The sequence below is a fragment of the Caulobacter rhizosphaerae genome, from assembly GCF_010977555.1.
GTDB lineage: Bacteria > Pseudomonadota > Alphaproteobacteria > Caulobacterales > Caulobacteraceae > Caulobacter > Caulobacter rhizosphaerae.
On record NZ_CP048815.1, the window covers coordinates 5,673,895 to 5,699,546 of the forward strand.

At 70.0% G+C, this 25,652-nt stretch carries 30 protein-coding genes; 12 read left to right on the plus strand and 18 right to left on the minus strand.

Annotated features, from left to right (window positions below):
- Positions 1-274: 274 nt before the first annotated feature.
- From G3M57_RS25920 to G3M57_RS25940, 5 genes are all read right to left on the minus strand, one after another.
- Entirely contained in the window at positions 275-1,009 is a 735-nt protein-coding gene (locus tag G3M57_RS25920) for a DUF5710 domain-containing protein (RefSeq protein WP_163233575.1), read from the minus strand.
- Between the two features lie 69 nt (positions 1,010-1,078).
- Positions 1,079-2,131 (minus strand): DNA polymerase III subunit delta, encoded by a 1,053-nt coding sequence (gene holA / locus G3M57_RS25925; RefSeq protein ID WP_163233576.1) that lies wholly within the window; start codon positions 2,129-2,131, stop codon positions 1,079-1,081.
- Positions 2,132-2,140: 9 nt separating this feature from the next.
- Positions 2,141-2,653, minus strand: a complete 513-nt coding sequence (gene lptE, locus G3M57_RS25930) for an LPS assembly lipoprotein LptE (RefSeq protein WP_056759449.1) — start codon at positions 2,651-2,653, stop codon at positions 2,141-2,143.
- A gap of 3 nt (positions 2,654-2,656) precedes the next feature.
- Positions 2,657-5,242, minus strand: coding sequence for a leucine--tRNA ligase (gene leuS, locus G3M57_RS25935; protein ID WP_163233577.1), 2,586 nt, complete (start codon positions 5,240-5,242; stop codon positions 2,657-2,659).
- Positions 5,243-5,394: 152 nt separating this feature from the next.
- The gene (locus G3M57_RS25940; protein ID WP_163233578.1) at positions 5,395-5,922 is read right to left on the minus strand and encodes a DUF3576 domain-containing protein; all 528 of its coding nucleotides are present in this window, start codon (positions 5,920-5,922) and stop codon (positions 5,395-5,397) included.
- 274 nt (positions 5,923-6,196) lie between these two features.
- Here G3M57_RS25940 and G3M57_RS25945 point away from each other — a divergent pair, with 274 nt between their 5' ends.
- Positions 6,197-6,613, plus strand: coding sequence for an NtrZ family periplasmic regulatory protein (locus tag G3M57_RS25945; protein ID WP_056759443.1), 417 nt, complete (start codon positions 6,197-6,199; stop codon positions 6,611-6,613).
- Positions 6,614-6,620: 7 nt separating this feature from the next.
- Here G3M57_RS25945 and G3M57_RS25950 read toward each other — a convergent pair whose 3' ends face one another.
- Positions 6,621-7,250 carry a thiamine phosphate synthase gene (locus G3M57_RS25950; protein ID WP_188916260.1) on the minus strand — a complete coding sequence of 210 codons (630 nt, stop codon included), beginning with the start codon at positions 7,248-7,250 and terminating at the stop codon, positions 6,621-6,623.
- Between G3M57_RS25950 and G3M57_RS25955 the strand changes: the two genes are divergently transcribed.
- A complete protein-coding gene (locus G3M57_RS25955; protein WP_163233579.1) occupies positions 7,249-7,905 on the plus strand; it encodes a YggS family pyridoxal phosphate-dependent enzyme in 657 nt (218 codons plus the stop codon). The genes G3M57_RS25950 and G3M57_RS25955 overlap by 2 nt on opposite strands.
- Here G3M57_RS25955 and G3M57_RS25960 read toward each other — a convergent pair.
- Positions 7,902-8,432, minus strand: coding sequence for a L,D-transpeptidase family protein (locus tag G3M57_RS25960; protein ID WP_230983955.1), 531 nt, complete (start codon positions 8,430-8,432; stop codon positions 7,902-7,904). The genes G3M57_RS25955 and G3M57_RS25960 overlap by 4 nt on opposite strands.
- 83 nt (positions 8,433-8,515) lie before the next feature.
- Between G3M57_RS25960 and G3M57_RS25965 the strand changes: the two genes are divergently transcribed.
- Positions 8,516-9,202 (plus strand): response regulator transcription factor, encoded by a 687-nt coding sequence (locus G3M57_RS25965; RefSeq protein ID WP_029589393.1) that lies wholly within the window; start codon positions 8,516-8,518, stop codon positions 9,200-9,202.
- Between the two features lie 184 nt (positions 9,203-9,386).
- Here the strand turns inward: G3M57_RS25965 and secB are convergent, their stop codons facing one another.
- On the minus strand, positions 9,387-9,881 hold the full coding sequence (gene secB, locus G3M57_RS25970; RefSeq protein WP_056759885.1) for a protein-export chaperone SecB: 495 nt from the start codon (positions 9,879-9,881) through the stop codon (positions 9,387-9,389).
- A 161-nt stretch (positions 9,882-10,042) separates the two neighbouring features.
- On the opposite strand from secB, the gene timA reads away from it, so the two are divergent.
- From timA to G3M57_RS25990, 4 genes are all read left to right on the plus strand, one after another.
- Positions 10,043-10,642 (plus strand): TIM44-related membrane protein TimA, encoded by a 600-nt coding sequence (gene timA, locus G3M57_RS25975; protein WP_056759882.1) that lies wholly within the window; start codon positions 10,043-10,045, stop codon positions 10,640-10,642.
- Entirely contained in the window at positions 10,642-11,778 is a 1,137-nt protein-coding gene (mltA, locus tag G3M57_RS25980) for a murein transglycosylase A (protein ID WP_163233580.1), read from the plus strand. Before timA ends, mltA begins: the two co-directional genes overlap by 1 nt.
- A gap of 4 nt (positions 11,779-11,782) precedes the next feature.
- Positions 11,783-12,322 (plus strand): Smr/MutS family protein, encoded by a 540-nt coding sequence (locus G3M57_RS25985; protein WP_163233581.1) that lies wholly within the window; start codon positions 11,783-11,785, stop codon positions 12,320-12,322.
- A 117-nt stretch (positions 12,323-12,439) separates the two neighbouring features.
- Positions 12,440-13,012: a DUF4337 domain-containing protein gene (locus G3M57_RS25990; protein ID WP_163233582.1), complete on the plus strand. Its 573-nt coding sequence runs from the start codon at positions 12,440-12,442 to the stop codon at positions 13,010-13,012.
- Between the two features lie 50 nt (positions 13,013-13,062).
- Here G3M57_RS25990 and G3M57_RS25995 read toward each other — a convergent pair whose 3' ends face one another.
- Genes G3M57_RS25995 through G3M57_RS26020 form a run of 6 tightly spaced genes read right to left on the minus strand, consistent with a single transcriptional unit; the run spans position 13,063 to position 17,141 of the window.
- Positions 13,063-13,389, minus strand: coding sequence for a phosphoribosyl-ATP diphosphatase (locus G3M57_RS25995; RefSeq protein ID WP_056759874.1), 327 nt, complete (start codon positions 13,387-13,389; stop codon positions 13,063-13,065).
- Positions 13,386-14,168 carry an imidazole glycerol phosphate synthase subunit HisF gene (gene hisF / locus G3M57_RS26000; RefSeq protein WP_082564695.1) on the minus strand — a complete coding sequence of 261 codons (783 nt, stop codon included), beginning with the start codon at positions 14,166-14,168 and terminating at the stop codon, positions 13,386-13,388. The genes G3M57_RS25995 and hisF overlap by 4 nt, the downstream gene beginning before the upstream one ends.
- Complete coding sequence (gene hisA, locus G3M57_RS26005) at positions 14,168-14,902, minus strand: 1-(5-phosphoribosyl)-5-[(5-phosphoribosylamino)methylideneamino]imidazole-4-carboxamide isomerase (RefSeq protein WP_162251679.1); 735 nt, start codon at positions 14,900-14,902, stop codon at positions 14,168-14,170. Before hisA ends, hisF begins: the two co-directional genes overlap by 1 nt.
- Positions 14,890-15,531: an imidazole glycerol phosphate synthase subunit HisH gene (gene hisH, locus G3M57_RS26010; protein ID WP_163233583.1), complete on the minus strand. Its 642-nt coding sequence runs from the start codon at positions 15,529-15,531 to the stop codon at positions 14,890-14,892. Before hisH ends, hisA begins: the two co-directional genes overlap by 13 nt.
- A 12-nt stretch (positions 15,532-15,543) precedes the next feature.
- Positions 15,544-16,134, minus strand: coding sequence for an imidazoleglycerol-phosphate dehydratase HisB (gene hisB / locus G3M57_RS26015; protein ID WP_019848747.1), 591 nt, complete (start codon positions 16,132-16,134; stop codon positions 15,544-15,546).
- A gap of 17 nt (positions 16,135-16,151) precedes the next feature.
- Positions 16,152-17,141 carry an adenosine kinase gene (locus G3M57_RS26020; protein ID WP_056759867.1) on the minus strand — a complete coding sequence of 330 codons (990 nt, stop codon included), beginning with the start codon at positions 17,139-17,141 and terminating at the stop codon, positions 16,152-16,154.
- A 104-nt stretch (positions 17,142-17,245) separates the two neighbouring features.
- On the opposite strand from G3M57_RS26020, the gene G3M57_RS26025 reads away from it, so the two are divergent.
- Both G3M57_RS26025 and G3M57_RS26030 read left to right on the plus strand, forming a co-directional pair.
- Complete coding sequence (locus tag G3M57_RS26025) at positions 17,246-18,109, plus strand: ATP-grasp domain-containing protein (RefSeq protein WP_163233584.1); 864 nt, start codon at positions 17,246-17,248, stop codon at positions 18,107-18,109.
- 97 nt (positions 18,110-18,206) lie between these two features.
- A complete protein-coding gene (locus G3M57_RS26030) occupies positions 18,207-19,283 on the plus strand; it encodes an ISAs1 family transposase (RefSeq protein WP_163228787.1) in 1,077 nt (358 codons plus the stop codon).
- 134 nt (positions 19,284-19,417) lie between these two features.
- Here the strand turns inward: G3M57_RS26030 and nth are convergent, their stop codons facing one another.
- Positions 19,418-20,128 carry an endonuclease III gene (gene nth / locus G3M57_RS26035; RefSeq protein WP_163233585.1) on the minus strand — a complete coding sequence of 237 codons (711 nt, stop codon included), beginning with the start codon at positions 20,126-20,128 and terminating at the stop codon, positions 19,418-19,420.
- Positions 20,129-20,207: 79 nt separating this feature from the next.
- On the opposite strand from nth, the gene G3M57_RS26040 reads away from it, so the two are divergent.
- From G3M57_RS26040 to G3M57_RS26050, 3 genes are all read left to right on the plus strand, one after another.
- A complete protein-coding gene (locus G3M57_RS26040) occupies positions 20,208-20,684 on the plus strand; it encodes a DUF2244 domain-containing protein (RefSeq protein ID WP_163233586.1) in 477 nt (158 codons plus the stop codon).
- A 165-nt stretch (positions 20,685-20,849) separates the two neighbouring features.
- The gene (locus G3M57_RS26045; protein ID WP_056759862.1) at positions 20,850-21,746 is read left to right on the plus strand and encodes a methylated-DNA--[protein]-cysteine S-methyltransferase; all 897 of its coding nucleotides are present in this window, start codon (positions 20,850-20,852) and stop codon (positions 21,744-21,746) included.
- Between the two features lie 45 nt (positions 21,747-21,791).
- A complete protein-coding gene (locus G3M57_RS26050) occupies positions 21,792-22,853 on the plus strand; it encodes a DUF2252 family protein (protein ID WP_163233587.1) in 1,062 nt (353 codons plus the stop codon).
- Here the strand turns inward: G3M57_RS26050 and hslU are convergent.
- The 3 genes from hslU to hslV form a co-directional block, all read right to left on the minus strand.
- Positions 22,850-24,145 (minus strand): ATP-dependent protease ATPase subunit HslU, encoded by a 1,296-nt coding sequence (gene hslU / locus G3M57_RS26055; RefSeq protein ID WP_056759858.1) that lies wholly within the window; start codon positions 24,143-24,145, stop codon positions 22,850-22,852. The genes G3M57_RS26050 and hslU overlap by 4 nt on opposite strands.
- The gene (locus G3M57_RS26060) at positions 24,142-24,978 is read right to left on the minus strand and encodes a Cif family virulence factor (protein ID WP_163233588.1); all 837 of its coding nucleotides are present in this window, start codon (positions 24,976-24,978) and stop codon (positions 24,142-24,144) included. Before G3M57_RS26060 ends, hslU begins: the two co-directional genes overlap by 4 nt.
- A gap of 73 nt (positions 24,979-25,051) precedes the next feature.
- Positions 25,052-25,651, minus strand: a complete 600-nt coding sequence (gene hslV / locus G3M57_RS26065; RefSeq protein WP_162251678.1) for an ATP-dependent protease subunit HslV — start codon at positions 25,649-25,651, stop codon at positions 25,052-25,054.
- Position 25,652 lies beyond the last annotated feature (1 nt).

The following is a 25,652-nucleotide window of genomic DNA, read 5'->3' on the forward strand; positions in this document are numbered from 1 at the left end:
TCTTCTGTGGCGCACGGAAGAGGGCGTTGCCGTAGTCCTGTCGGCTGAATTCTCGACAGGACGCGGTCCAGACAGGCAAAACCTCGATCAAACCTCTGATATTGAAATGGAAATTCCGTTTCGGGGTCGGATTTTCAAGGACCTCGGCGACTTGGATTTCCACAGCCTATCGCCGGGTCGGTCCTAATTTTTTTTGACAAGACGGCCGACTCGCAGTTTCGCGACGGCCAACCGGGCTGAAGCGTCTGATCCGGGCGATGTACGCCCTAATCGCTTAGGCCAGGCCCAGCCACCGTCGGAGCGTCCTCAGGATCGAGAAGCCTGTCGCGTCGGCTTTCGGCCGAGCCGCGGTCACGAGCGACGGACTGGGGGCCGATCCAGCCCTGACGCCCGGGATCGTCGTGGCGTCGTCGATAGCTCGACCGAACGACCCGGCGGCCGCGAAGGCGCCCTTCACCCGAACCGCCCGGTGACCGGACCAATCGCCATCCTCGCGGGGGACGAAGGGTCCGCCCGCCTCCTCGAAAAGCCTGGAGTCGCTTTGCTGCGCCTCGCACGCCGGGCAATGGTTCGCCCAGTAGGCGCTCCGGGTCGCCCGGCTGAAAGCCCGCCGATAGCGCGGGGCCCGCATGATCGCCTGGGCCGCGATCGGGGAGGGCAGGGCGTCGACATGAAAGGCGAAGCGCCAGCCCTCGCCGCCGCCCCAATGGCCCTGGCCCTCGGGGTCGTCCTGCCAGACGCTGAAATCCTCGAAGCCGGGCGCCATGAGGAAGCCGGCGACGACCGTGTCCTGCTGGCAACGCCAGCACTGATGGGCCGCGGTGACCACGTAGGTCTCCAGAGACCTGAGGTTCAGTCCCGGAAGGCCGGGGTCCTGCTCCGGAAACCAGCGCCGGAAGGGCAGGAGGTCCACGCCGTCCGGAACATACCAACAGCGGCGCGAGGCCTCCCAGCGCGCGCCCAGGGCCTCGGCCTGGTCCTTTTCCGCATAGGGCACCTTGAGGTCCATGATGGCTCGCCTGGGATCACCAAAGCTCAAGATAGACGATGGCGGCGGATTACAAAGCTTGGCCGTTCGCTACAGCCCCAGCCGCCGCGCCTTGCCGGCGATCTGCAGGGCCAGGCGCTCGGAGATCAGCTGGTCGGGCGAACCGGAGGTCTTGCAGGCCTTGTCGGCCGCCAGAACCTCCGCCTGGACCAGCAGCAGCTGATCCAGGGTCCAGGCCCGGGCCTGACGTAGAAACTCCCGCTCGCTCTTCCAGAACACGCCGGAGGCCTTGGCCGCCGCGGCCAGGTCGACGCCGTTCTTGTGCAGGGTCAGGGTGCGGCGCAGACGGCCCAGGTGGTAGCCCATGGCCCGCACGGCGGCCGGGCCGCCTTCGCCCTCGGCGGCGGCGCGCCGCAGCCCGGCCTGGGCGGGGCCGATCCGGCCGCCGAACGCGTCGATGGCGGCGTCGCCCAGCGACGCCTCGGGCTCGACGCCCAGGAAGTCGGTCAGGTCGGCCGGGGTGGCCACCACACCGCTGCCTGGGCCCAGATAGAGGGCCAGGCGCTCGACCTCGGCCCGGGCCACGCCGCGCTCCTTGGGCAGGCGCGAGACGAACAGGTCCAGGGCCTCGCCGTTCAGGCTGACCTTGTCCTTGGCCAGGGTTTCCCGCGCCAGGCGGGCCAGATCGCCGGCCTCGTCCTCGTAGCAGGGGATCACCGCCGCGCCGGCGGCCTTCTCGGCGACCTTGCGCAGGGTGGAGTCGCGGCCTAGGGCCCCGGCCTCGATCAGGAAGAAGGCGTCGGGGTTCAGCTGGCTCTCGACATGGCGGGTCAGGGCTTCGGCGGCCTGCTTGTCGGGACCGCCCTTTTCGCCGGTCAGGCGCAGGCGCACCAGGCGTCGGCCGCCCATCATCGACAGGGCCGAAAGCTCGTCCTCGAGCTTGCCGGCCTGGCTGTCCAGGTCGCTTTCGGTCAGCTGGGCGGTGTCGAACGGATCGTCCGGACGCTCGAACAGTTTGTTGGCCAGCTGGTCGGCCCGGTCGCGCACCACGCCGCGGTCGCGGCCATAGATGACCACGGCGCGGATATCGGCGGCCGGATCCCGCAGGAAGCGTTCGACGTCCGGCCGTTTCGACAGGATCATGTCGGGACCTTAAGCCTTGGCCTTGCCCGCCAGCCAGGTGGCCAGCTCCAGCTGAATCCGGCGAGCCAGTTCGGTGGCGGCGCGCTCCTGGCTGTCCTGCTGGGCGGCGATCGAGGCGTAGGGCTGGTCGGCCGAATCATAGGTCACCGCCGCGCTGGTCGTGCCCGCCCGCACCTGCTGCCCGGTCTTGGCGTCCAGCAGCCGCCAGTTGGCCGTCAGGCTCAGCTCGTAGCGGTTGGCGACATTGTCGACCCGGACCCCCCGCGCGTAGCGCCGCTCCTCGATCGTGTAGACCAGGCGGTGCGACGGCAGCAGGTTGACGTTCCGCGCGAAGGCGTCGTCGAGCTTCTCGCGCAACAGATAGCCGGCGCGACCGTCGGCGGCGACCACCTCGATGGCGCTGAGCCCCTTGGTGACCGACTGGGGGCCGTACAGGGGCGTGAAGCCACAGGACGACAGCGCGAGGGCCGCCACGGCCAGCAGGGCGGCGGAAACGGTCTTGGGGAGCAAAAAGCGCGTCATGGATCAGCCGGCCACGATGTTGACGATACGGTCTTTCACCACGATCACCTTGCGAACGGTCAAGCCCTCAAGGTGGCCTAGCACGGCGGCGTCCGCCAGAGCGATTTTCTCGACCTCGGCCTCGGCCGTGCCGGCCTTGACCTTGATCTCGCCGCGGCGCTTGCCGTTGATCTGGATCGGCAGCACGCGCTCGTCGTCGGCGGCCAGGGCGGGATCCGCCTTGGGCCAGGGCGCGTCGACCACCATGCCGCTCTTGCCCAGCTGCGCCCAGGCCTCTTCGGCAAGGTGAGGCGTGAAGGGCGAGATCAGGCGAGCCAGGATCTCCAGCGCCTCGGCGCGGGCCGCCAGGACGCCTTGCGACGCGCCTTCGGCCGGCGCGGCCTTCAGCATGTTCAGGAACTCGTACAGCCGCGCCACGCCGCTGTTGAAGCGGAAGCCCTCGATCGAGTCGGTGACGAAGCCGATCAGCCGGTGGGCGCCCTTGCGCAGGGCCAGGGCGGCGGCGTCGGCCTCGTCATGGGCGAAGTCGCCGGCGGGCTGGTTGTCGAACTCGTTCCAGACCCGGTGGGTGAAGCGCCACGAGCCTTCGACGCCGCTGTTGGTCCACTGCACGTCGCGTTCGGGCGGGCTGTCGCTCATCACGAACAGCCGGGCGGCGTCGACGCCGTAGGCCTCGAAGATGTCCTCGGGTGCGACGACGTTCCTCTTGGACTTCGACATCTTCTCGATGTCGCCGATGGTGATCGGCTCGCCGGTCGCGGCGTGGCTGGCGGTGCGGGTGTTGCCCTCGACCGTGATGCGGATGTCCGAAGGCTCGACCCACTCGCCGGCGGCGTTCTTGTAGGCCTCGTGGGTGACCATGCCCTGGGTGAACAGGCCGGCGAACGGCTCCTCCACCGAGACCAGGCCCTCGTCCTTCAGGGCGCGGGTGATGAAGCGGGCGTACAGCAGGTGCAGCACCGCATGCTCGACGCCGCCGATATACTGGTCGACAGGCATCCAGTGGTCGGCGGCGACCTTGCTGATCGGCTCGGCGGAGGTCGGGTCGGTGAAGCGGGCGAAGTACCAGGAGCTGTCGACGAAGGTGTCCAGCGTGTCGGTCTCGCGCTCGGCCTTGCCGCCGCAGCTGGGGCAGGTGGTGTGGCGCCAGGTCGGGTGGCGCAGCAGCGGGTTGCCGGGCTTGTCGAAGGCGACATCGTCGGGCAGCACCACCGGCAGCTGGTCTTCCGGCACGCCGACGGGGCCGCAGGCCTCGCAGTGGATCACTGGGATCGGGCAACCCCAGTAGCGCTGGCGGCTGACGCCCCAGTCGCGCAGGCGATAGACGGTGGCGCCCTGGCCCTGGTTCATGGCCTCGATGCGGTTGACCGCCTCGGTCTTGGCCGCCTCGATGTCCAGGCCGTCCAGGAATTGCGAATTGAAGATCGACCCGGGGCCGACATAGGCCTCCTTGCCGACCTGGAAGGTCGCGGCGTCCTCGCCGGGCGGCAGCACCACGGGCAGAACGGGCAGGTCGTACTTACGGGCGAAGTCCAGGTCGCGCTGGTCGTGGGCCGGGCAGGCGAAGATCGCGCCGGTGCCGTAGTCCATCAGGATGAAGTTGGCGATCCACACCGGCAGGGTCTGGGTCGGGTCCAGCGGGTGGACGACGCGCAGGCCGGTGTCGCGGCCCAGCTTCTCGGCCCCCTCGATGTCGGCCTCCGAGGTGCCGCCCTTGCGGCATTCGGCGACGAAGGCGGCCACGGCCGGGTCGGCCGCCGCCAGCTGCTCGGCCAGCGGGTGCTCGGGGGCGATCCCCACGAAGCTGGCCCCGAACAGGGTGTCGGGGCGGGTGGTGTAGACCTCCAGACCGTCCTCATGGCCGGCGGGGGGCTTTTCGGCGAACTTGAACGTGAACCGCAGGCCCTTGGACCGGCCGATCCAGTTCTCCTGCATGATCCGGACCTTCTCGGGCCAGCGGTCCAGGGTCTTCAGGCCGTCGATCAGGGCGTCGGCGTAGTCGGTGATCCGCAGGAACCACTGGGTCAGCTTGCGCTTCTCGACCGTCGCGCCCGAGCGCCAGCCCTTGCCGTCGATCACCTGCTCATTGGCCAGGACGGTCATGTCGACCGGGTCCCAGTTGACCGAGGCTTCCTTGCGATAGACCAAGCCGCGCTTCAGCAGGCGCAGGAACCAGGCCTGCTGCTTGCCGTAATATTCCGGGTCGCAGGTGGCGAACTCGCGCGACCAGTCGACCGACAGGCCCAGGGCCTTCAGCTGCTCGCGCATGGCGGCGATGTTGTCGTAGGTCCAGCCCTTGGGGTGGACGCCGCGCTCCATGGCGGCGTTCTCGGCCGGCATGCCGAAGGCGTCCCAGCCCATCGGGTGCAGCACGTTGAAGCCCTGGGCGCGCTTGTAGCGGGCCACCACGTCGCCCATGGCGTAGTTGCGCACATGGCCCATGTGGATGCGCCCCGACGGGTAGGGGAACATCTCGAGCACATAGTACTTCGGACGCGCGTCAGGGGTGATCGGCGTCAGGAAGGTGTTGGCGTTCGCCCAGGCGGCGCGCCACTTCGGCTCGGTGTCTTTGGGATTGTAGCGGGCCATGAAACCAGACTGTTGGGAACGGAAACGCGCGCCTCGGGCGCGGTCCGCGGAAGTCTTAAGCGGTTTCGGCCGTGGCGCGCTTCTCTAAAGTATGGACGGGAGCCATTTGTCGCGCGGACAAAGGGCTCCCGCGAAGAACCCGGGGTGAGACCCTAGTTCTTGATGTTGGAAAGTCGAAGCTGACGGGCGCGGGTCAGGATGGCGTTCTCGATGTCGGTCGCCGTCTGCTCGGTGGCCGCCGTGTCCGTCCAGCCGCCGCCGGCGTCCTTGACCTGCTTGAAGATCGTGACGTTCAGGCCGTCGGCGCGCAGGCGGGTGTCCAGGATGTATACGGTGGCCTTGAAGCGCTCGTCCGGCTTTTCCGGATTGGTGTACCAGTCCGTGACGATCACGCCGCCGTAGGGGTCGGCCGAGGCCAGGGGCATGAAGGCCAGGGTGTCGAGGCTGGCGCGCCACAGGAAGCCGTTGACGCCGATCGCGCCGGCCTGGGGCGCCGACTTGCCGCCGTGCCGACCCTTGAACGGGTTGAAACCCGGTTCATTGTCCTGAGTGGTGAACTGGCCACCGCCCTTGTTGCCGCCACAGGCCGACACACCGGTCAGAACGGTCAGCGCCAGAACGCCAGCGGCGACGCCGCGCAACACCGACCCACGCTCAAACGCCATAGTACCTCGCTCCAATGTCTCGCCGACGCGTTTGCGCATCTTCGACGCGCATCTCTGGCGCGCCCCCGCAGCCGGAAGCCGGTCTATAGCATGGTCGCGCTGCGTCAAAACAGGAATCGCGTGGCAGGACCGCCACAGGCGCCGCTTGAATCGACTCCTGCGACGTCTTGCGTAATCCAAGCGCGGTTGACCGCGTTGTATTGAAACCTTTAATCGATATTCAGGGATCCCGCTCCTATATAGGGTTTGACTCTATCGAGGCGCGGGTTGGGGATTGGGTTCGAGTAACATGTTCGCCGCACGGTATTTCATGGCAGGGGCCGCCACGCTGATCCTTCTGGGATCGGCCTCGGGTGTCCATGCCCAGAGCAAGCCGCGCACGACCACGCCGGATTTCGCCGTCAAGAATGACTTCAGCAATCCCGCCCCGATCGCGCCGTTCAATCCGCAGCAAGGCCCGAAGAAGTCCCTGAAATGGGACGACAAGAAGGGCAAGTGGGGCCTCAAGCTCGATCTCGACCAGCCCGTGGGCCGCGAGATGGAAGCCAAGGACGTCCAGGCCGGCGCCTATTACAGCGTCACCCCGTCGATCCGCGTCGGCGGCGCCGTGGCCCTGGGCGACCAGAACCCGGCCCTGGCCGCGCGCCGGAACGAGATCCAGGAACCCGCGCCGCGGGTGAAGCTGGAAACCGCGTTCAAGTTCTAAAACGCGATCAGGCGTTCAACGCCTCCACCGCCGCGATCCCGACAATCCCCGTGTCCAGCAGCCGCGCCGCCGTGTCGGCGCGCACCCCGCCCAGCGCGTAGACCGGGGTCTGCACCCCCTCGACGATCCTTCTCAGGCCGTCCACGCCCAGCGGCGCCCCCGCCGAGGGGCTGCGGCTGGGGAAGACCGGCGACACCACCAGGGCGTCGGCGCCCGCCGCGGCGCCGATGCGGGCCGTGTCCAGGCCGTGGGCGGCGATCGTGATCAGCCAATCGGGCTGAGCCTTGCGCAGGCCGGGCAGGGTCGAGGCCAGCCGCTCGGGCAGATGAAGACCATCGGCCTCGACGGCCAGGGCGAGGGCCGGCTCGGCCCCGACCAACAGCACCAGGCCGCGTCGCCGGCTGATTTCGCGCAGCCGCCGCCCTTGGACGACCGCGTCGGCCGCGCCGAACGCCCGGAACACCACGGCCGCGCCGGCGGGCAGGTGCTCGGCGACCCGTTCGGGATCGGGCGTCCGCGCAGGATCGGTGAAGAACAGCAGGTTCGGCAGCGGCTTTCCGCGCACCAGCCATGGGCGAAGGCGCGCCGCCGTTCTAGACAGGGCGTCCATCTGGTCGCTCGCGTGTTCGAAACCCATGTCCTCGGAAGTCCTCTCAGCCTACGCCTCGATCCAGCGCCGTATTCAGGCCGCCGCCCTGGCCGCCGGTCGCCCGGCCGATGCGGTCGCCCTGGTGGCGGTGTCCAAGCTGCAGCCCTGGGACCATATCGCGCCTGTTCTCGACGCGGGCCAGCGGGTGTTCGGGGAAAATCGCGTCCAGGAGGCCATGGGCCGGTGGAGCGAGCGCCGGTCCGAGGTCGAGCTGCGTCTGATCGGGCCTTTGCAGAGCAACAAGGCCCGCGACGCCGTGGCCTTCTTCGACGTGATCGAAAGCCTGGACCGCGAGAAGCTGGCCCATGTGCTGGCCGACGAGATCCAGGCCCTGGGCCGGGCGCCGCGCCTGTTCGTGCAGGTCAATACCGGCCTGGAGCCGCAGAAGGCGGGGGTTGTCCCCGGCGAGGCCGACGGCTTCATCGCGCTGTGCCGGGGCCTGGACCTGCCCGTGGAGGGCCTGATGTGCATCCCGCCGGCCGAAGGTGATCCTGCCCCGCATTTTCGGCTGTTGGCCAAGATCGCCGCCCGCAACGGGCTGGCCAGGCTGTCCATGGGCATGAGCGACGACTTCGAGACCGCCATCGCCTGCGGGGCGACGTCGGTGCGCGTCGGGTCGGCGCTGTTTGGAAGCCGAGCCTAGTCCGCCGCGATCTCGACGACATCCCCCGGCTTGGCGGCCGCCAGCAGGGCCTCGACGTCGGCGCGCGCCAGGGCCACGCAGCCTTCTGTGCCTGGATAGCCGTCGCGCGCCAGGTGCAGGAAGATCGCCGAGCCCAGGCCGGCGACCGGCGGGTCGTCGTTATGGCCCAGCACCACCACCAGGTCGTAGACGGGATTGTCGCGCCACAGCCGTTCGGCGCTGGCGGGGTAGGGCAGCTTGACGGGCTGGTTGTAGGCCGGGTCGCCCGGCGCGTCGCACCAGCCGTCGTCCGGCGTGATCGGCCTGGCCTCCAGGGCGGTGGCCGGGCCGTCGGGATAGGCGTCGGGTCGGTAGAGGACATAGCGGATCGGCCAGGCGCCCGCCGGGCTGCGGTTGTCGCCCTCGCGCTTGTCGGCGGCGGCGATCACGCCGGCCTTGCCGAGCGCCGCGCGCGCCGACCCTCCATCCCACGCGATCCGGCCGTTCCAGGGGCTGGATCCGTCGGGGCGGGCGCGAAAGATCGTCAAGACGCGGTCTCCAGGGGCGTTGCTGCGCCGGGAACGAGAACCGCCCTTGGCGCCAGGGGCCGCAGCGGTGCATGTTCCCGCCCATGGCGCAACGCAAAACCCTTCTCCTGGTCGATGACGACGATGATCTGCGCGGGGCTCTGGCCGAGCAGCTCGCCCTCCACGAGGAGTTCGCGGTCGCCGAGGCGCCCACGGCCGGCGAGGGCGTGCGGATGGCCAGGGAGCTGAAGCCCGACCTGGTCCTGCTGGACGTCGACCTGCCCGACATGGACGGCCGCGAGGCCTGCCGCCTGATGCGCAAGAACGGCGTCACCGCGCCGGTGATCATGCTGACGGCGGCGGCCAGCGACAGCGACACCATCCTGGGCCTGGAATCGGGCGCCAACGACTATGTGACCAAGCCCTTCCGCTTCGGCGTGCTGCTGGCGCGCATTCGCGCCCAGCTGCGCAGCTACGAAGCGTCGGAAGACGCCCTGTTCCGTATCGGGCCGTACGAATTCCGGCCGTCGGCCAAGCTGCTGATCGACGAGAAGCAGAAGAAGGTCCGGCTGACCGAGAAGGAAACCAACATCCTCAAGTACCTCTACCGCGCCGGCTCCAAGCCCGTGTCGCGCGAGGAGCTGCTGACCGAGGTCTGGGGCTACAACGCCGGGGTCACCACCCACACGCTCGAGACCCACGTCTATCGGCTGCGCCAGAAGATCGAGCCCGACCCGGCCGTGGCGCGGATCCTGATCACCGAGATGGGCGGCTACCGGCTGCAGCCCTGAGGCGGCGGACCCCCTCCGGCCCTCCGGGCCACCTCCCCCAGAGGGGGAGGATCAGTGCGGCCAGATGCTCCCCTTTTGGGGGAGCTGTCGCGGAGCGACTGAGGGGGTTCTAGGCGCAGACAAGCAAAAAGCCCCGGCCGCTTCGAGCGACCGGGGCTTTTGTATTCTAACGCTCGGCCCGTGATCAGGCGTTGCCGACCACCACGCCCTCGGCCTGGGCCTTGCGCGCGGCGTAGACGCCGGCGAAGTCGATCGGGTCGATCAGGAAGGGCGGGAAACCGCCTTCGGTGGTGACGTCCGAGATCAGGCGGCGGGCGTAGGGGAACAGGAAGCGCGGGCACTCGATCAGCAGCACCGGCTCCAGCTGGTCTTCCGGCACGCCCGAGATGTGGAACAGGCCGCCGTACATCACCTCGACGTGGAACACCGGCTGCTCGTCGCGGGTGGCGCGGGCCGACAGCTTCAGGTCCACCTCGAACAGGCCGTCGGGACGGCCGCGGGCGTTCATCTCGACGCCCATGTCGATGGCCGGCGGCGCGCCGCCGGCGCGCAGGGAATCCGGGGCGTGCGGGCTCTCGAACGAGAAGTCGCGCACGAACTGGGCGATGATGCGGATGCCGGTTTCGCCGGGCGCGCCGTCTTCGGAAGTTGCGGGCGGAGCGGCGGTGGTGTCGGTCATGGGCGATAAATCCGTATTCGGCGTCGAAAGGGGCCGCTAGGAGAGAGCCGGGCTGCTAACACGGGGGCGGCTGGCGCGCAACGCCAGGCGCCTGACGCGCGAGCCCGTTATGGCCTATATAGGTCCGATGAAGCGCGTCGGCCGAATGAGCGGAAAATATCGTGTTTGAATGGATTATCCTGGCGGCCCTGGCCGCGGTCGTCCTCTACCAGCTCTACGCCACCCTTGGGCGTCGGGTTGGGCGTCAGCCCGAGGACGCGCCCGCGGTGGTTCCCGCCAGCGCGCCGCAGCGTGACCTGAAGGCCCCCGAAGCCCCGCCTGAAGCCCTGTCAGGCATCGCCGCCCTGCGGGCTCGCCAGACCGACTTCGACGTCGGCCATTTCCTCGGCGGCGCGCGCCAGGCCTATGAGATGATCGTCAAGGCGTTCGCCGCCGGCGACCGCGAGACGCTGCGGCCGCTGCTGTCGCCGGAGGTGATGGCCAATTTCGAGACCGCCATCGCCGCCCGTGAGGCCCAGAGCCGCACCGAGACCGCCGAATTCCTGGTCACCCCGCGCACCGACCTGGACTCGGTGACGGTCGAGGGCGACGTCGCCAAGGCGGTGGTCCGCATCCTGGCCGAGATCCGCACCCGCTCGACCAGCGCCGAGGGCGACGCGGTCGACGACCGCCGCACCGCTGATCTGTGGACCTTCCAGCGCGACCTGAAGAGCCGCAATCCGAACTGGACCCTGGTCCGCGTCGACGTCGCGGAGGCGTGATGCCGCGTCAGGGTTTCGTCGCCGCCTTCGCCCTGCTGGCGCTGGCGGCCTGTACGACCGCGCCGGTCCGGCCGGCGGGTCCCGTCACGCCGGGGACGACCCCGCCGCCGGTCACGCACACCGCCCCTTCGACGCCCGTGTCGTTCAACGACCTGGCCGGATGGGCGCAGGAAGACCACCTGGGCGCGCTGGACGCCTTCCGCCAAGGCTGCGGCGCGGCCAAGGATCCGGCCCTGGCCGAGGTCTGCCGCAAGGCCCGGGCCGAGCCGGCCTGGAACGACGACGACGCCCGTCGTTTCCTCGAAGCCAATTTCCGCCCTGAGGCCATCCCGGGGCAGGGCCTGCTGACCGCCTATTTCGCGCCGGAGTACGAGGCGCGGATGTCGCGCTCGGCCGAGTTCAGCGCCCCGCTGCGCGGCAAGCCGGCCGATCTCGTCACGCTGGACTTCGCCCAGTTCGATCCTGGCCTGGCGGGCAAGAAGGCGGCCGGCGAGATCGAGGGCGGCCAGGTGCTGCCCTATCGCGACCGGGCGGCCATCGAGGCCATGCCGGAGCCCCGGCCCCTGGCCTGGATGCGGCCGGAGGACCTGTTCTTCCTGCAGATCCAGGGCTCGGGCGTGCTGGTCCTGCCCGACGGCCGGCGGGTGCGCGCGGCGTTCGCCGCCCACAACGGCCGGCCGTTCGTTGGCATCGCCACGCCGATGCGCGACCGCGGCCTGCTGCCGGACAACAACACCTCCGGCGACGCCATCCGCGCCTGGCTTGCCGATCATCGCGGGCCCGAAGCCGACGCGATCATGCGGCTGAACCCGCGCTACGTGTTCTTCCAGACCCTGCCCGACGATGGCAAGCAGGCCGTGGGCGCGGCGGGCGTTCCGCTGCCGCCCGGCCGCGCGATCGCCGTGGATCCAGCCAGACACGCCATGGGTGAGCTGTTCTGGCTGGACGCCAGCGCGCCGAAGCTGGCGGGCGCCTTCCCGACCTATCGCCGCCTGGCGGTGGCCCTGGACGTCGGCGGCGCGATCAAGGGCGACGTGCGGGCCGACCTCTACACCGGCACGGGTCCGGCGGCCGGGGCGGAAGCCGGGCGCGTGCGCCACGACCTGCGCCTCTATCGCCTGGTTCCCCGGGGCTGAGACGGTGAAGCGCCCCCCGCGCCACGACGAGATGCGCCTGTGGGGCATGGTCACGGCCACGGTCAAGGCCAAGCCGACCCACAAGGCGGCGGGCTGGACGCCCAAGGCCCAGAAGTCTCTGGTCCAGCCGACCAGCCTGCAGCCGATGGCGCCGCTGCTGGTGGATCCCAAGACCATCACGCCGGCGGAGACCAGGCGCGCGCCCGGACCGCTGGAGGGCATCGAGCCCAACCGTCGTCGCAAGATCGCCCGCGAGCATGCGCCGCTCGACGCCCGCCTCGACCTGCACGGCCTGGACCAGGACCGGGCCCGGCCGGTGCTGGAGGCCTTCCTGCGCCGCGCCTGGGAGGACGGCCACCGCGCGGCCCTGGTGGTGACCGGCAAGGGCAAGCTGGGGGTCGGCGTCCTGCGGGCCCGCACGCCCGAATGGCTGGCCGACCCGGCCCTGCGCGACATCGTGGCCGGCGTGTCGCCGGCCGACAAGCGGCACGGCGGCGACGGAGCGCTGTACGTGGCCCTGAAGCGGCGGCCTCCCAAGGTTTAACATCCGCTCATCCCGGCGAACGCCGGGATGAGCGGGGTTTTGAAGTTTCAAGCCTAGCTTCGCCGCGCCGTCGCCAGAATCTGGGCGTCAAGCTTCGCCGCGTTCCGGAGAGGCGAGATGGACATCGAGATCGGGGCCGAGGCCAAGGACAAAAGCTTCAACCGGCGGGTGGCGATCACCGTGGTCGCCCTGTCGATCTTCATGGGGCTGTGCGGGGTCAAGGACGGCAACATCGTCCAGGCCATGCAGCAGGCGCAGTCGGACGGCGTCGACGCCTGGAACGAGTACCAGGCCACCAAAACCAAGCTTCACATCGACGAGACGGCCGTGGACCAAGCCCGGCTGCTGGCCGTGTCGGGCGGCGAGACGACGCGGGCCGCCGTGAATCTCGAAACCGTTCGGCTCGAGGCCGAGATGGGCAAGTACAGGAGCGAGATTCCGGCGCTCAAGGCCAGGGCCGAAGGCTATGCGGGACAGTATGACGCCCTGAACGTCCATGACGACCAGTTCGACGCCTCCGACGCCCTGATCTCCATCGCCGTGTCGATCGCGGCGGTGGCGGCGCTGGTCGAGATCCCGGCGGCGCTGTGGGCGTCCTGGGCGTTCGGCGCCCTGGGCGTGGTGATGGGCCTGGCGGGTTTCCTGGGCTGGAGCCTGCATTCGGCCTTGCTCGGCAAGCTGCTGGGCTAGCCCCTGGCGTGAGGCCGTTTCGGGGACAGGCGCATGCGCCTGTCCCCGGCTCAGGAACCGCCCCGCGACGCTTTCTCGGCGATGCCCGACGTGCCCTCGCGGGCCGCCAGCTTCTCGGCCACGGTGTCGAGCGACACGTCCGAGGCGGCCATCAGGACCAGCCAGTGGTACAGCAGGTCGGCGCTTTCGGACGCCAGGGCGTCCGGCCCCTGGGCCACGGCGGCGATCACCGTCTCGACGGCTTCCTCGCCCAGCTTCTTGGCGGCCAGGGCCGGGTCGTTCAGCAGCTTGGCGGTGTAGGAGGTCGCCGGGTCGCCGCCCTTGCGGGCCTCGATCGTCGCCGCCAGGCGCTCCAGGACGTCGAACAGCGTGCTCACGCGGCCCCCTTCAGGTCGTCCAGGCGCACGGGAATGCCGGCCTGCGCCATGGCCCGCTTGGCTTCGCCGACGCTGATCTCGCCGAAGTGGAAGATCGAGGCGGCCAGCACGGCGGCCGCGTGGCCGTCGCGTGCGGCTTCCACCAGGTGGTCGGTCTTGCCCGCCCCGCCCGAGGCGATCACCGGTACGGTCACCGCGCCGGTCACGGCCTGCAGCAGGGGGATGTCGTAGCCGATCTTGGCCCCGTCGCGGTCCATCGAGGTCAGCAGGATCTCGCCGGCCCCCCGCTCGACGACCTTGGCGGCCCAGTCGACCACGTCGATCCCGGTGTCCTTGCGGCCCCCATAGGTCCAGACGTTCCACCCCGAACCGTCCGCGCGGGCCTTGGCGTCGATGGCGACGACCACGCACTGCGCCCCGAAGGCGTCGGCGCCGGCCGCCACCAGGTCGGGGTTCTCGACAGCGGCGGTGTTGACCGACACCTTGTCGGCGCCGGCCAGCAGCAGGCGGCGCATGTCGCCGACCTGGCGCACGCCGCCGCCGACCGAGACCGGCATGAAACAGACCTCGGCGGTGCGGGAGATCACGTCCAGGATCAGGCCGCGGCCCTCGCTGGAGGCGGTGATGTCCAGGAACATCAGCTCGTCGGCTCCGGCCGCGTCATAGGCGCGGGCCTGCTCGACCGGGTCGCCGGCGTCGCGCAGGGCCACGAAATTGACCCCCTTGACCACCCGGCCGTCCTTGACGTCCAGGCACGGAATGATCCGGGTCTTGAGCATCAGGCGGCCGCTATGGTCAGGGCTTCGGCCGGCTTGATCGTGCCGGCGTAGAGCGAGCGGCCCAGGATGGCGCCGGCGATCTCGACGCCCGGACGCGCCTTCAGCCGCTCGATGTCGGCCACCGAGGCCACGCCGCCCGAGGCGATGACCGGGATCGACACCGCGTCGGCCAGTTCGCCCACGCCCTCGACATTGACGCCGGTCAGGGCGCCGTCGCGGCTGATGTCGGTGACGATCAGGGCGGCCACGCCCACGTCCTCGAAGCGCTTGCCCAGGGTGATGGCGTCCAGGTCCGACAGGCCGGTCCAGCCATCGACCGCCACCTTGCCGTCGCGCACGTCGACGGCCACGGCGATCTGCTCGGGCCACAGGCGGGCGGCCTTGCGGACCAGGTCGGGGTCATGAACGGCGATGGTGCCCAGGATCACGCGGCTGACGCCGGCCTCGATCCAGGCCTCGACGCCTTCCAGGGTGCGGATGCCGCCGCCCAGCTGCACCGGGATCGAGATGGCTTCCAGGATCGACTGCACCGCGGCGGTGTTGACCGACTTGCCCTCGATGGCGCCGTTCAGGTCGACCACGTGCAGCCACGAGAAGCCGTCGCGCACGAAGCGCTCGGCCTGGTCGGCGGGGCTGGTGTTGAAGACCGTGGCCTTGTCCATGTCGCCGTGCAGCAGGCGCACGCACTGGCCGTCCTTCAGGTCGATGGCGGGATAGAGGATCATGGGCGCCATTCCAGGAAGTTGGCGAGCAGGGCGAGCCCCGCGGCTTGGGATTTTTCGGGGTGGAACTGTACGCCGGCCACGTTGCCCTTGGCCACAGCCGCCGTGAACGGACCGCCGTGGTCGGTGGTGGCCAGCACGTCGGCCGGGTCGGCCGGGGTCAGGGCGAAGGAATTGGCGTAATACATGTGGGCGCCGGTCTCGACGCCCTTGAACAGGGCGTGGTCGCGCGCGAAGGCGATCGCGTTCCAGCCCATGTGCGGAATGGTCAGGGCCGGATCGTTCGGCGCCAGCTTCTTCACCTGGCCGTGGATCCAGTCCAGGCCCGGCGTGACGCCGAACTCCAGGCCCTCGCTCGCCAGCAGCTGGTGGCCGACGCAGATGCCCAGGAACGGCGCGCCACGGCCGTGCACGGCCTCGTTCATGGCCTCGTAGACGCCCGAAGCGTCCAGGCCCGCGCGGCATGAGGCGAAGGCCCCCACGCCGGGCAGCACCACCCGATCGGCGGCGGCCACGATCGCGGGATCGGCGGTGACAACGATGTCAGCGTCGATGGCGTGGCGGCGGGCCGCCTCGCGCAGGGCCTTCTCGGCCGAGCGCAGGTTGCCCGACCCGTAATCGATCAGGGCGACGGTCTGCATGAAATCGGTTTCCTACAGCACGCCCTTGGTGGAAGGGGCATGGCCGCCGGTCTTGGGGTCGATCTCGACCGCCTGGCGCAGCGCCCGGGCCAAGGCCTTGAACCCGCTCTCGGCGACATGGTGGGTGTTGTCGCCGTAGAGGGTCTCCAGGTGCACGCACGCCCCGCAGTTCATGGCGAACGCGTGGTGGAACTCCTTGAACAGCTCGGTGTCCATCTCGCCGACCTTGGGCCGCTTGAAGTCGACCTTCCAGATCAGGTAGGGCCGGTTGGACAGGTCGATGGCGCAGCGCGTCAGGGTCTCGTCCATCGGGATATAGGCGTGGCCGAAGCGGCGGATCCCCTTGAAGCCGTCCAGCGCCTTGTGGATCGCCTGGCCCAGCACGATGCCGGTGTCCTCGACCGTGTGGTGCATGTCGATGTGCAGGTCGCCCTTGGTCTCGACCTTCAGGTCGAAACCGCCGTGGCGCGCGAAGCTCTCCAGCATGTGGTCGTAGAACCCTATGCCGGTGGAGATCGTCGAGGCGCCGGTCCCGTCGAGATCGATCCAGACCCGGATCTGGGTCTCCTTCGTCTCGCGGACCACTTCAGCGGTGCGGGCCATGGTCGTCCGTTCTTGTCCTAGAGGCCGTTTCGGGCGGCCAGCTCGCGCAGGGAGACCTGCGGGCGCGGACCATAGTGGTCGATCACCTCGGCGGCGGCCAGGGAGCCCAGCTGGCCGCAGACCGGCAGCGGACGGCCCTGGGACAGGCCGTAGAGGAAACCTGCGGCGTATTGGTCGCCCGCGCCGGTCGTGTCCACGACTTTTTCCACCGGATAGGCCGAGATTTCGTGCAAGGCCGCGCCCGAGGCGACGATCGAACCCTTTTCGCCGCGAGTGACCGCGGCGATCTCGACCCGGCTGGCCAAGGCTTTGACCGCGGCGTCGAAGTCGGTGGTCTCGAACAGCGAGCAGATTTCGCTCTCGTTGGCGAAGACCACGTCGCACTGGGTCTCGATGAAGCCCAGCAGGGCGCCGCGGTGGCGATCGACCATGAAGCTGTCGCTCAGGGTCATCGAGATCTTGCGGCCCGCGCCGTGGCTGAGGGCGGCGGCCTTGGCGAAGGCGCGGCGGGCTTCGGGCGGGTCGAACAGATAGCCTTCCAGGTAGGAATACTGGGCCGCTTCGATCATCGCCGGATCGACGTCAGCCGGGGTCAGCTCGACGCAGGCGCCCAGATAGGTCGACATGGTGCGCTGGGCGTCGGCGGTGACGTTGATCAGGCTCTGGGCCGTGGCCGGGCCTTCCGCCAGCGGCGGGGTGGAGAAGTCGCAGCCGATGGCCTTCATGTCGTGGCGGAAAACGGCGCCCAGCTGGTCGTCCGCGACCTTGCCGATGAAGGCGACCTTGCCGCCGAAGCTGGCGACGCCAGCGGCGGTGTTGGCGGCCGAACCGCCCGAGGCCTCGATGCCGGCGGCCATCACTTCGTACAGGCTGGCGGCGCGCGCCGGGTCGATCAGGGCCATCGCGCCCTTCACCAGGCCTTCCCGCTCCAGGAAGGCGTCGTCGCACTGGGCGATGACGTCGACGATGGCGTTGCCGATGGCGGCGACGTCGTAGAGAGCGGTCATGAAAGGCCTTATCCGAAAAGCGCGACGCGCGCGAAGTACCGGATCGGGGGCCGCAAGGCAACGCGGGCCTTGCTCCGCGGGGCGCGGCGTTCTACCGCCAGGGCATGACCCCAGCCCCGACCGACGTCCTGATCCTGACCCCCGCGCCGGATGAACCCCGCTTCGCCAACACCTGGTCGCCGATCTTCGAACGCCTGGCGGCGCCGTTGCGGGCTCGCGGGCTGACCGTCGAGGCCGCCAGCTGGGTCGACGTTGACACGTCTGGCGCCCGCGTGGTGTTGCCGTTGCTCACCTGGGGCTACCACCTGCGGACTGACGGGTGGTTCGCGCGGCTCGACGCCCTGGAGGCGGCCGGCGCCCGCCTGGTCAATCCCGCCGCGGTGCTGCGCTGGAACACGACCAAGACCTATCTGGCCGACCTGGCGTCCAAGGGGGCGCCGGTGGTGCCGACCCACGCGGTCGAGCGGCTGACGATGGCGGCGCTGGACCACGCCCGCGACGTGTTCGGCGTCGACGTGCTGGTCACCAAGCCGCAGATCTCCGGCGGCTCGCAGGACACGGTCAAGCTGCGCCACGCCGACGGCCTGCTCGGCTGCACCACGGGCCCGGCCCTGATCCAGCCGTTCCTGCCGGCCGTGGGCGAGGAGGGCGAGCTGTCGCTGTTCTATTTCGACGGCCGGTTCAGCCACGCGGTGGCCAAGGTGGCCGTGGCCGGCGATTTCCGCGTCCAGCCCCAGTTCGGCGGCCAGGTCAGCGGCGTCGCGCCCGAGCCCGAGGCTCTGCGCGCGGCCGAGATGGTGCTGAAGGCGGCCGGGGCGCCCCTGACCTACGCCCGCGTCGATCTGATCCGTGGCCTGGACGGGACGCCGCAGCTGATGGAGCTGGAGGTCATCGAGCCGGACCTGTTCCTGGAGCACGCCCACGACGACGGCGCGGCGTTCGCTGCGGCGGTGGAGCGGGTGCTCTGAGTTAAGGTCCTCCCCCTGTGGGGGAGGGGAATCGCATATGGATTTTTGGTCCGAACGGGATTCTGAGGGTGTCTCCTTGTGAGAGGGAGACGGTCGGATGGAGACGTTCGCGGCTTGTTTTTCGGCGATGGAGGATCCGCGGGCGAGGAACGCTCGGCATGATCTTCTGGAGTTGGTGTTCGTGGCCCTGGCGGCGGTGCTGTGCGGGGCGGAAGACTGCACTGACATGGCCGCCTTCGCGCGGGCCAAGCTGGATTTCCTGCGCCAGGTGGTGAAGCTGGAGCACGGTCCGCCCAGCCACGACACCTTCAGCCGCGTGTTTCGCCGATTGGCGCCCGAGCCGTTCGAAGCGGCCTTCGCCCAGTTCACCGCCGCCTTCGCCGGGGCCTTGAAGGGCGTGGTGGCGATCGACGGCAAGGCTCTGCGCGGAGCCTATGAGCGCGGATGCCGGGCCTCGCCGCTGCATCTGGTCAATGTCTGGGCCGCCGAGGCCCGGCTGGTGATCGGCCAGCGCCTGGCGCCGGGCCGCAACGAAGTGCTGGGCGCCCAGCAGGCCCTGGCCCTGCTGGGCCTGGAAGGCTGCATCGTCACCGCCGACGCCCTGCACTGCCGGGCCGACACCGCCCAGACCATCCTGGACACCGGAGCCGACTACGCCCTGGCCCTGAAGGCCAACCAACCCACCCTGCTGGCCAAGGCCCAGGCCCTGCTCGCCGCCGCCGATCCCACCAACGAGGCCCTCCAAGGCCCCGCCAAGGGCCACGACCGGATCGAGGGCCGCGCCGCCCTGGTCGTCCCCGCCAAGGACATGGACTTTCCCGGCCTGGCCGCCGTCGCCCGCGTGGAGACCCACTGCAAGCGGGCCGGCGCCCCCGAGCCGGTCATCGTCCGCTTCTTCCTGCTGTCCACGCTCCTGTCCCCCGAAAGGATGCTCCAGGTCGCCCAGACCCACTGGACCATCGAGAACCAGCTGCACTGGGTGCTCGACGTGGCCCTGCTGGAGGACGCCTCGCGCAGCCGCAAGGACAACGCACCGCAAAACCTCGCCCTGATCCGAAAGCTCGCCCTCAACACCCTGCGACAGCACCCCGGCAAGGGCTCCATCAAGACCAAGATCAAGCGCGCCGGCTGGGATGAAACCTTCCTGCTCTCACTCCTGGGTCATATGCGATAGCCCTGCCCTGTGGGGGAGGTGTCGGCGTAGCCGACGGAGGGGGGATTGATCGGCAGGTCGCCAGATCCTGGATCGGCGACCCTAAGACTCCCCCACCGACCGCTTCGCGATCGCCTCCCCCACAGGGGGAGGGTTTAAGCCCCGACAAACAGCTCCCGCGACGGACACAGGTCCGCGATCCGGCAGATCTCGCACTTGGGCCGCCGCGCCACGCAGACATAGCGCCCGTGCAGGATCAGCCAGTGGTGCGCGCGGGTCTTGTAGCGGTCGGGCACGATCCGCATCAGGTCGTCCTCGACCGCGTCCGGCGTCTTGCCGGCCGACAGCTTCAGACGGTGCGAGACGCGGAACACGTGGGTGTCGACCGCGATGGCAGGCTCGATATCCAGCTCGTTCAGGACCACGCTGGCGGTCTTGCGGCCCACGCCGGGCAGGCTTTCCAGCGCCGCACGATTCAGCGGCACCTCGCCGCCATGGCGCTCGACCAGGATCCTGGCCGCGGCGATCACGTTCTTCGCCTTGGTCCGGTAGAGGCCGATCGAGGCGATGTATGGGATCAGCCCCTCTTCCCCCAGTTCCAGCATCTTGGCGGCGCTGTCGGCGACCTGGAACAGGGGTCCCGTGGCCTTGTTGACCTGAACGTCGGTCGCCTGGGCCGACAGGGCCACCGCCGTCACCAGGGTGTAGGGGTTGGAATAGTGGAGCTCGGTCTTGGGATGGTCCTCCAGGCTCTCGAATCGCGAGAACAGCACCTCGATCCGCTCGCGCTCGGCCGGCGAGACCCGCTTGGCGGCGGGACGCTTCTTGGCGAGGGGCTTGGAGGGCTTGCGCGCGGGGAGGGCCATGGGCGGCGACCATGCCGTGATGCGCCAGGTTCGCCAAGCCGGGCCTCGCCAGAGCGCTCCGCCGGGCCTAAATCAGAGTATGGCCCTGCCGCTGTACATGGACGCCGTGATCAAGCCGAACCGCTCGATGAGCCGACGCGGCCTGCATGTCGTTCTGGGGGTGATGATCGCCTTCAACCTGATGGTCGCGGTGTTCCTGCTGGTGCTGGGCGCCCCGCCGGTCCTGCCGTTCCTGGGGCTGGACGTCCTGGCGGTATGGCTTGCCCTACGCGCCAGCTTCCGGGCCGCCGAACGGGCCGAACGGATCCGGGTCACGGCCGAGGCGGTGACGGTCAGCCGCGAGGACGAGAAGGGCGCGCGGGTGATCTGGACCTCGCCGACCGCCTTCACCCGGGTGGGCGTCGACCAGCCCGGCGAGCACGAGACCCGGGTGCGGCTGATGATGTCGCGCAAACGCCTGACCCTGGGCCGGGCGCTCAGCCCGCCCGAGCGGGTGGATTTCGCCCGGGCGCTGGAGCGGGCGATCCTTCGAGCGCGGTCCGAACGGCACGCGTGAGGGGCCGAAAACCTCGCCCTTCGACAGGCTCAGGATGAGGTTTTCTACTGAACCGGTCTATCCGTCGTCCTCATCCTGAGCTTGTCGAAGGACGAGGACGGTATCTCGGCGGAAGGCGCAAGAACCGGGCGGACGAACGCCGGTCGCAGCATTATCTTCCTCTCCATGGCTCTCGACATCTCCCCTTCGCAAGCCTTCGCCCACCTGACCGAGCGGTCGGCCGATTACGACCGCATGGCCAAGGCCCTGGCCTGGCTGGCCGACCGCTGGCAGGAGCGGCCGTCGCTGGACGAGGCCGCCCAGGCCGTCGGCCTGTCGCCGTTCCACTTCCAGCGGGTGTTCAGCCGCTGGGCCGGCGTCAGCCCCAAGACCTTCGTCGCCGCCATCGCCCATGCCGAGGCCCGCAAGTCGCTGGAGGAAGGGGCCAGCGTGCTCGACGCGGCCTATGACGCCGGCCTGTCGGGGCCCTCGCGCCTGCACGACCTGTTCATCGCCCAGGAGGCGGTCACGCCCGGCGACGTGCGCCGGCGGGGGGAGGGGATCAGCCTGACCTGGGGCTGGGCCCCCACGCCCTACGGCAAGGGCCTGTTCGTCATGGCCCCGCGCGGCCTGGCGGGCCTGGCCTTCTCCGATGGCGACGACGAGGCGACGTTCGACGACATGCACCGACGCTTCCCCGCGGCCGACTGGCGTCGCGACGACGAGGCGGCGATCCGCACGGCCCTCCACGCCTTCGCCGGCGGCGAGCAACCCCTGCCGGTGGTGCTGATCGGCTCGCCGTTCAACGTCCAGGTCTGGAAGGCCTTGCTGCGCATCCCGCCGGGCCGGACCAGCACCTACGGCGAGATCGCCGCCTGGGCCGGCAGCCCGCGCGCCTACCAGGCCACCGGCGGGGCGATCGGGGCCAATCCGATCTCGCTGCTGATCCCTTGCCACCGGGCCATCGCCCGGGACGGCCGGCTGACGGGCTACCACTGGGGCCTGGGCCGCAAAGCGGCGATGCTGGGCATGGAAGCGGTGCAGGCCGGCGCCCGGCTTCCGGCCAGCGATTTCAGCGCCTAGTCTTGGACTGCGGCCGGTCTGGTCGTCGTCTAGGGGAACAAGGCCATGACCGCCTCGATCAAGGCTTCGGCCAAGGCCTATGAGGCGTGGCTGGCCGCGGCGCTGGGCGGCGAGTTGGTCGAGGCCGACCTGGCCGAGAAGCACGACAGGATGCGGGACGGCCCTTTCCCCTTCCTGCGAGCGACCTACTGGCGCTGGGCCGAGACGGTCCTGGAGGTCTGTCCGGACCTGGCCTCGGCGCCGAAGGTCCTGGCGATCGGCGACACCCATGTCGAGAACTTCGGCTGCTGGCGCGACGCCGAGGGGCGGCTGGTCTGGGGCGCCAACGACTTCGACGACGCGGCGGTCATGCCCTATCCGCTGGACCTGGTGCGCCTGGCCGCCAGCGCCCTGCTGGCCCGCCAGGACGAGGTGGTCGGGGCGCGGGAGATCTGCGAGGCGATCCTCGAGGGCTACGCCGCCGGCCTGGCCGCGCCGCAGCCGTTCGTCCTGGAGCGCGACCACAAGGGGCTGCGCAAGGCGGTGGTGCTGCCCGAGCCCGACCGCGTCGCCTATTGGGCCAAGTTCGCCGCGCCGCCGTCGCGGCCGATCCCGCCGCGCTACCGCGCCGCCCTGGCCGCGGCCCTGCCGGACCCCGCCGCCGCCTTCGAGACCTTCCCCCGCACGGCGGGGGTCGGCAGCCTGGGCCGGCCGCGGTTCGTGGCCCGGACCGAGTGGCGGGGCGGTCCGGTGTTGCGCGAGGTCAAGGCGGTGGTCGTCTCGGCCTGGGCGCTGCGGCACGGCGGCGACCCGTCGATCCGGGCGGGCGAGATCGCCCAGGGCCGGTTCCGGGCCGTCGATCCGCATTACCGCGTCGCCGACGGCCTGGTGGTGCGCCGCCTGTCGCCCAACAGCCGCAAGATCGAGGCCAAGGACTCGATCGACGGCCTGCTGTCGCGGGACATGCTGGCCGCCATGGGCCGGGAGATCGCCGCGTGCCACGCCGGCGACCTGGACCGGGTCGCCGCGCTCCAGGCTCATTTCGCCAGCCAGCCGGCCGACTGGCTGCGCGACCACGCCAAAACGGCCGCGCGCCAGGTCGAGGCGGACCAGAAGGCCTTCGGCTAGAGGATGAACCGGCTCAGGTCCGCGTCGGCCGCTAGCGCGCCGATGCGGCTTTTCACGTAGTCGGCGTCGACCGTTACGGTTTCGCCGGAACGGTCGGCGGCCGTGAAGCTGATCTCCTCGACCACCTTTTCCAGGATGGTCTGCAGGCGGCGGGCGCCGATGTTCTCGACTGAGGCGTTGACCGCCACGGCCGCGTCGGCGACGGCGTCGATGGCCTCTTCGCTGAACACCAGGGTGACGCCCTCGGTCAGCAGCAGGGCCTGGTGCTGGCGGATCAGGTTGGCTTCCGGCTCGGTGAGGATGCGGCGCAGGTCGTCGCGGCTCAGGCCCTTCAGCTCCACGCGGATCGGCAGGCGGCCCTGCAGCTCGGGCAGCAGGTCGGACGGCTTGGCCACGTGGAAGGCGCCCGAGGCGATGAACAGGATATGGTCGGTCTTGACCGGCCCGTACTTGGTCGAGACCGTGGTGCCCTCGATCAGCGGCAGCAGGTCGCGCTGCACGCCTTCGCGCGAGACGTCAGCGCCCCCGCGCTGGCTGGAGGACGCGACCTTGTCGATCTCGTCCAGGAAGACGATGCCATGGTTCTCGGCCAGCTCCAGGGCCTCCTGGGTCAGGGCCTCCTGGTCCAGCAGCTTGTCGCTCTCTTCGGCGATCAGCGGGGCCCAGGCGCCGACCACGGTGGTCTTGTGGGTCTTGGTGCGGCCGCCGCCGAACGACTTCATCATCTCCGACAGGTTCAGCACCGAGGCGCCCGGCTGGCCGGGGATCTCGAACATGCCGCCGCCGCCGGTGTCGGCCAGCTGCAGCTCGACCTCCTTGTCGTCCAGCTCGCCGGCCCGCAGCTTCTTGCGGAAGCTGTCACGGGCCGCGGTCGAACCGGGGCCGGTCAGGGCGTCGAGGATCCGCTCCTCGGCGGCCGCCTCGGCCTTGGCCTTGACCCCGGCGCGGCGCTTGTCGCGAACCATGGCCAGGGCGCTCTCCACCAGGTCGCGGACGATCTGGTCGACGTCGCGGCCGACATAGCCGACCTCGGTGAACTTGGTGGCCTCCACCTTCAGGAATGGCGCCTGGGCCAGCTTGGCCAGGCGGCGGGCGATCTCGGTCTTGCCCACGCCCGTGGGGCCGATCAGCAGGATGTTCTTGGGGGTGACCTCGTCGCGGAGGTCAGCCGGCACGCGGCGGCGGCGCCAGCGGTTGCGCAGGGCCACGGCGACGGCCTTCTTCGCGTCGGTATGGCCGACGATGTAGCGGTCCAGTTCGGAGACGATTTCGCGGGGAGAGAATTCGGTCATGTGTCCGTGTTCAGGGTCTCGAAGATCAGACGCCACCCTTCGGCGCGCCTTTGCCAGACATGCATATAGTGCGCGTGCCGGATGATTTCCTGGTGATCGACCCAGCCGGCCTCGCCGTGGGTCCAGACCAGGTCGCCGGCCGCCGAAGCGCCGCCGCCGCGCAGGGTCAGGATCATGCGCTCCGGCCGGGCGTCGATGCGCTCGGCCAGGGCGTCGGGGGCCAGGCCTGCGGTTCCTTCTGGGCCTAGCAGCCAGGCGTCGGCGGGCAGGGCCGTGCGATAGGCGTTGGGCGCATTGTTTTCAGCGGCCTTGGCCAGAGCGGTTTCGGCAAGACGGGCGGCGTCGAAACCGGCCGCCGGGGATTTCGCGCCGGTCCTGGCGATCGGGCCATGGATGGCCGGTGTGTCCTGGCCCGGTGCTTTGGCCCCGTCGGCCTCGGCCCCGCCGTCATAGATCCACTTCCACCGGCCGTCGGCGGCCTTGCGCCAGATCGTGGCGTAGTAGCCGCCGCGCTGGCCGTTGACCGCCGCCGGACCCACCGACAGGCCCAGGTCCCCGGAGCGGGCGATCACCACCTTCTGCGGCCACCATTCCAGGCGGACGGCCTTGCTGGACGGCCGCTTCTCGTAGAGCGCCTTGGCGCTGACCGGTCCCGGCCGGAAGACGATAGCGTCGTCGGCCATGTGCTTGAGGAACGAGTCCCGCACGCCCAGGGCCAGGCCGTCGGCCGCGAAGGCGCGCTCGGCCCTTTCGATCTCGGCGGGCGAGGGCGTCGCCGCCCAGGCGGGCGCGGCGGCCAGCAGGGCGCAGGCGATCAGAGCGGTCTTGAGCATGGTGAAGCCTCCCGCGCCGGAGCTAAGCGCCTGGCGGCGCCGCTGGCTCGTGAATTCCGCGTAACCGCGCCGATCAGAGGCTTTCGACCGTCAGGTTGCCGTTGGTGTAGACGCAGATCTCGGCGGCGATGGCCATGGCGCGGCGGGCGATCTCCTCGGCCGTCAGGTCCTGGTCGATCAGGGCCTTGGCCGCCGCCAGGGCGTAGTTGCCGCCCGAGCCGATGGCCGCCACCGAGCCGCCGCCGGCGCTCTCGCCCGGCTCCAGCACGTCGCCGACGCCGGTGACCGTGTAGATCGAGGTCGCGTCGGCCACCAGCAGCATGGCTTCCAGCCGGCGCAGGTAGCGATCGGTGCGCCAGTCCTTGGCCAGGTCGACGCAGGCGCGGGCCAGCTGGTCGGGATACTGCTCGAGCTTGGCTTCCAGCCGCTCGATTAGGGTGAAGGCGTCGGCCGTGGCCCCGGCGAAGCCGGCCACCACCTTGCCGCCGGCCAGGCGGCGCACCTTGCGGGCGTTGCCCTTGACGACGGTTGGGCCCATGGAGACCTGTCCGTCGCCGGCGATCACGGTCTGTCCGTTCTTGCGCACCGCCAGAATGGTGGTGCCGTGCCAGTCGGGGAAGGAAGTCGAGCTTTGCATGGCTTCGCATGTGGCGAGGCCGGGCACGAGGGTCAAG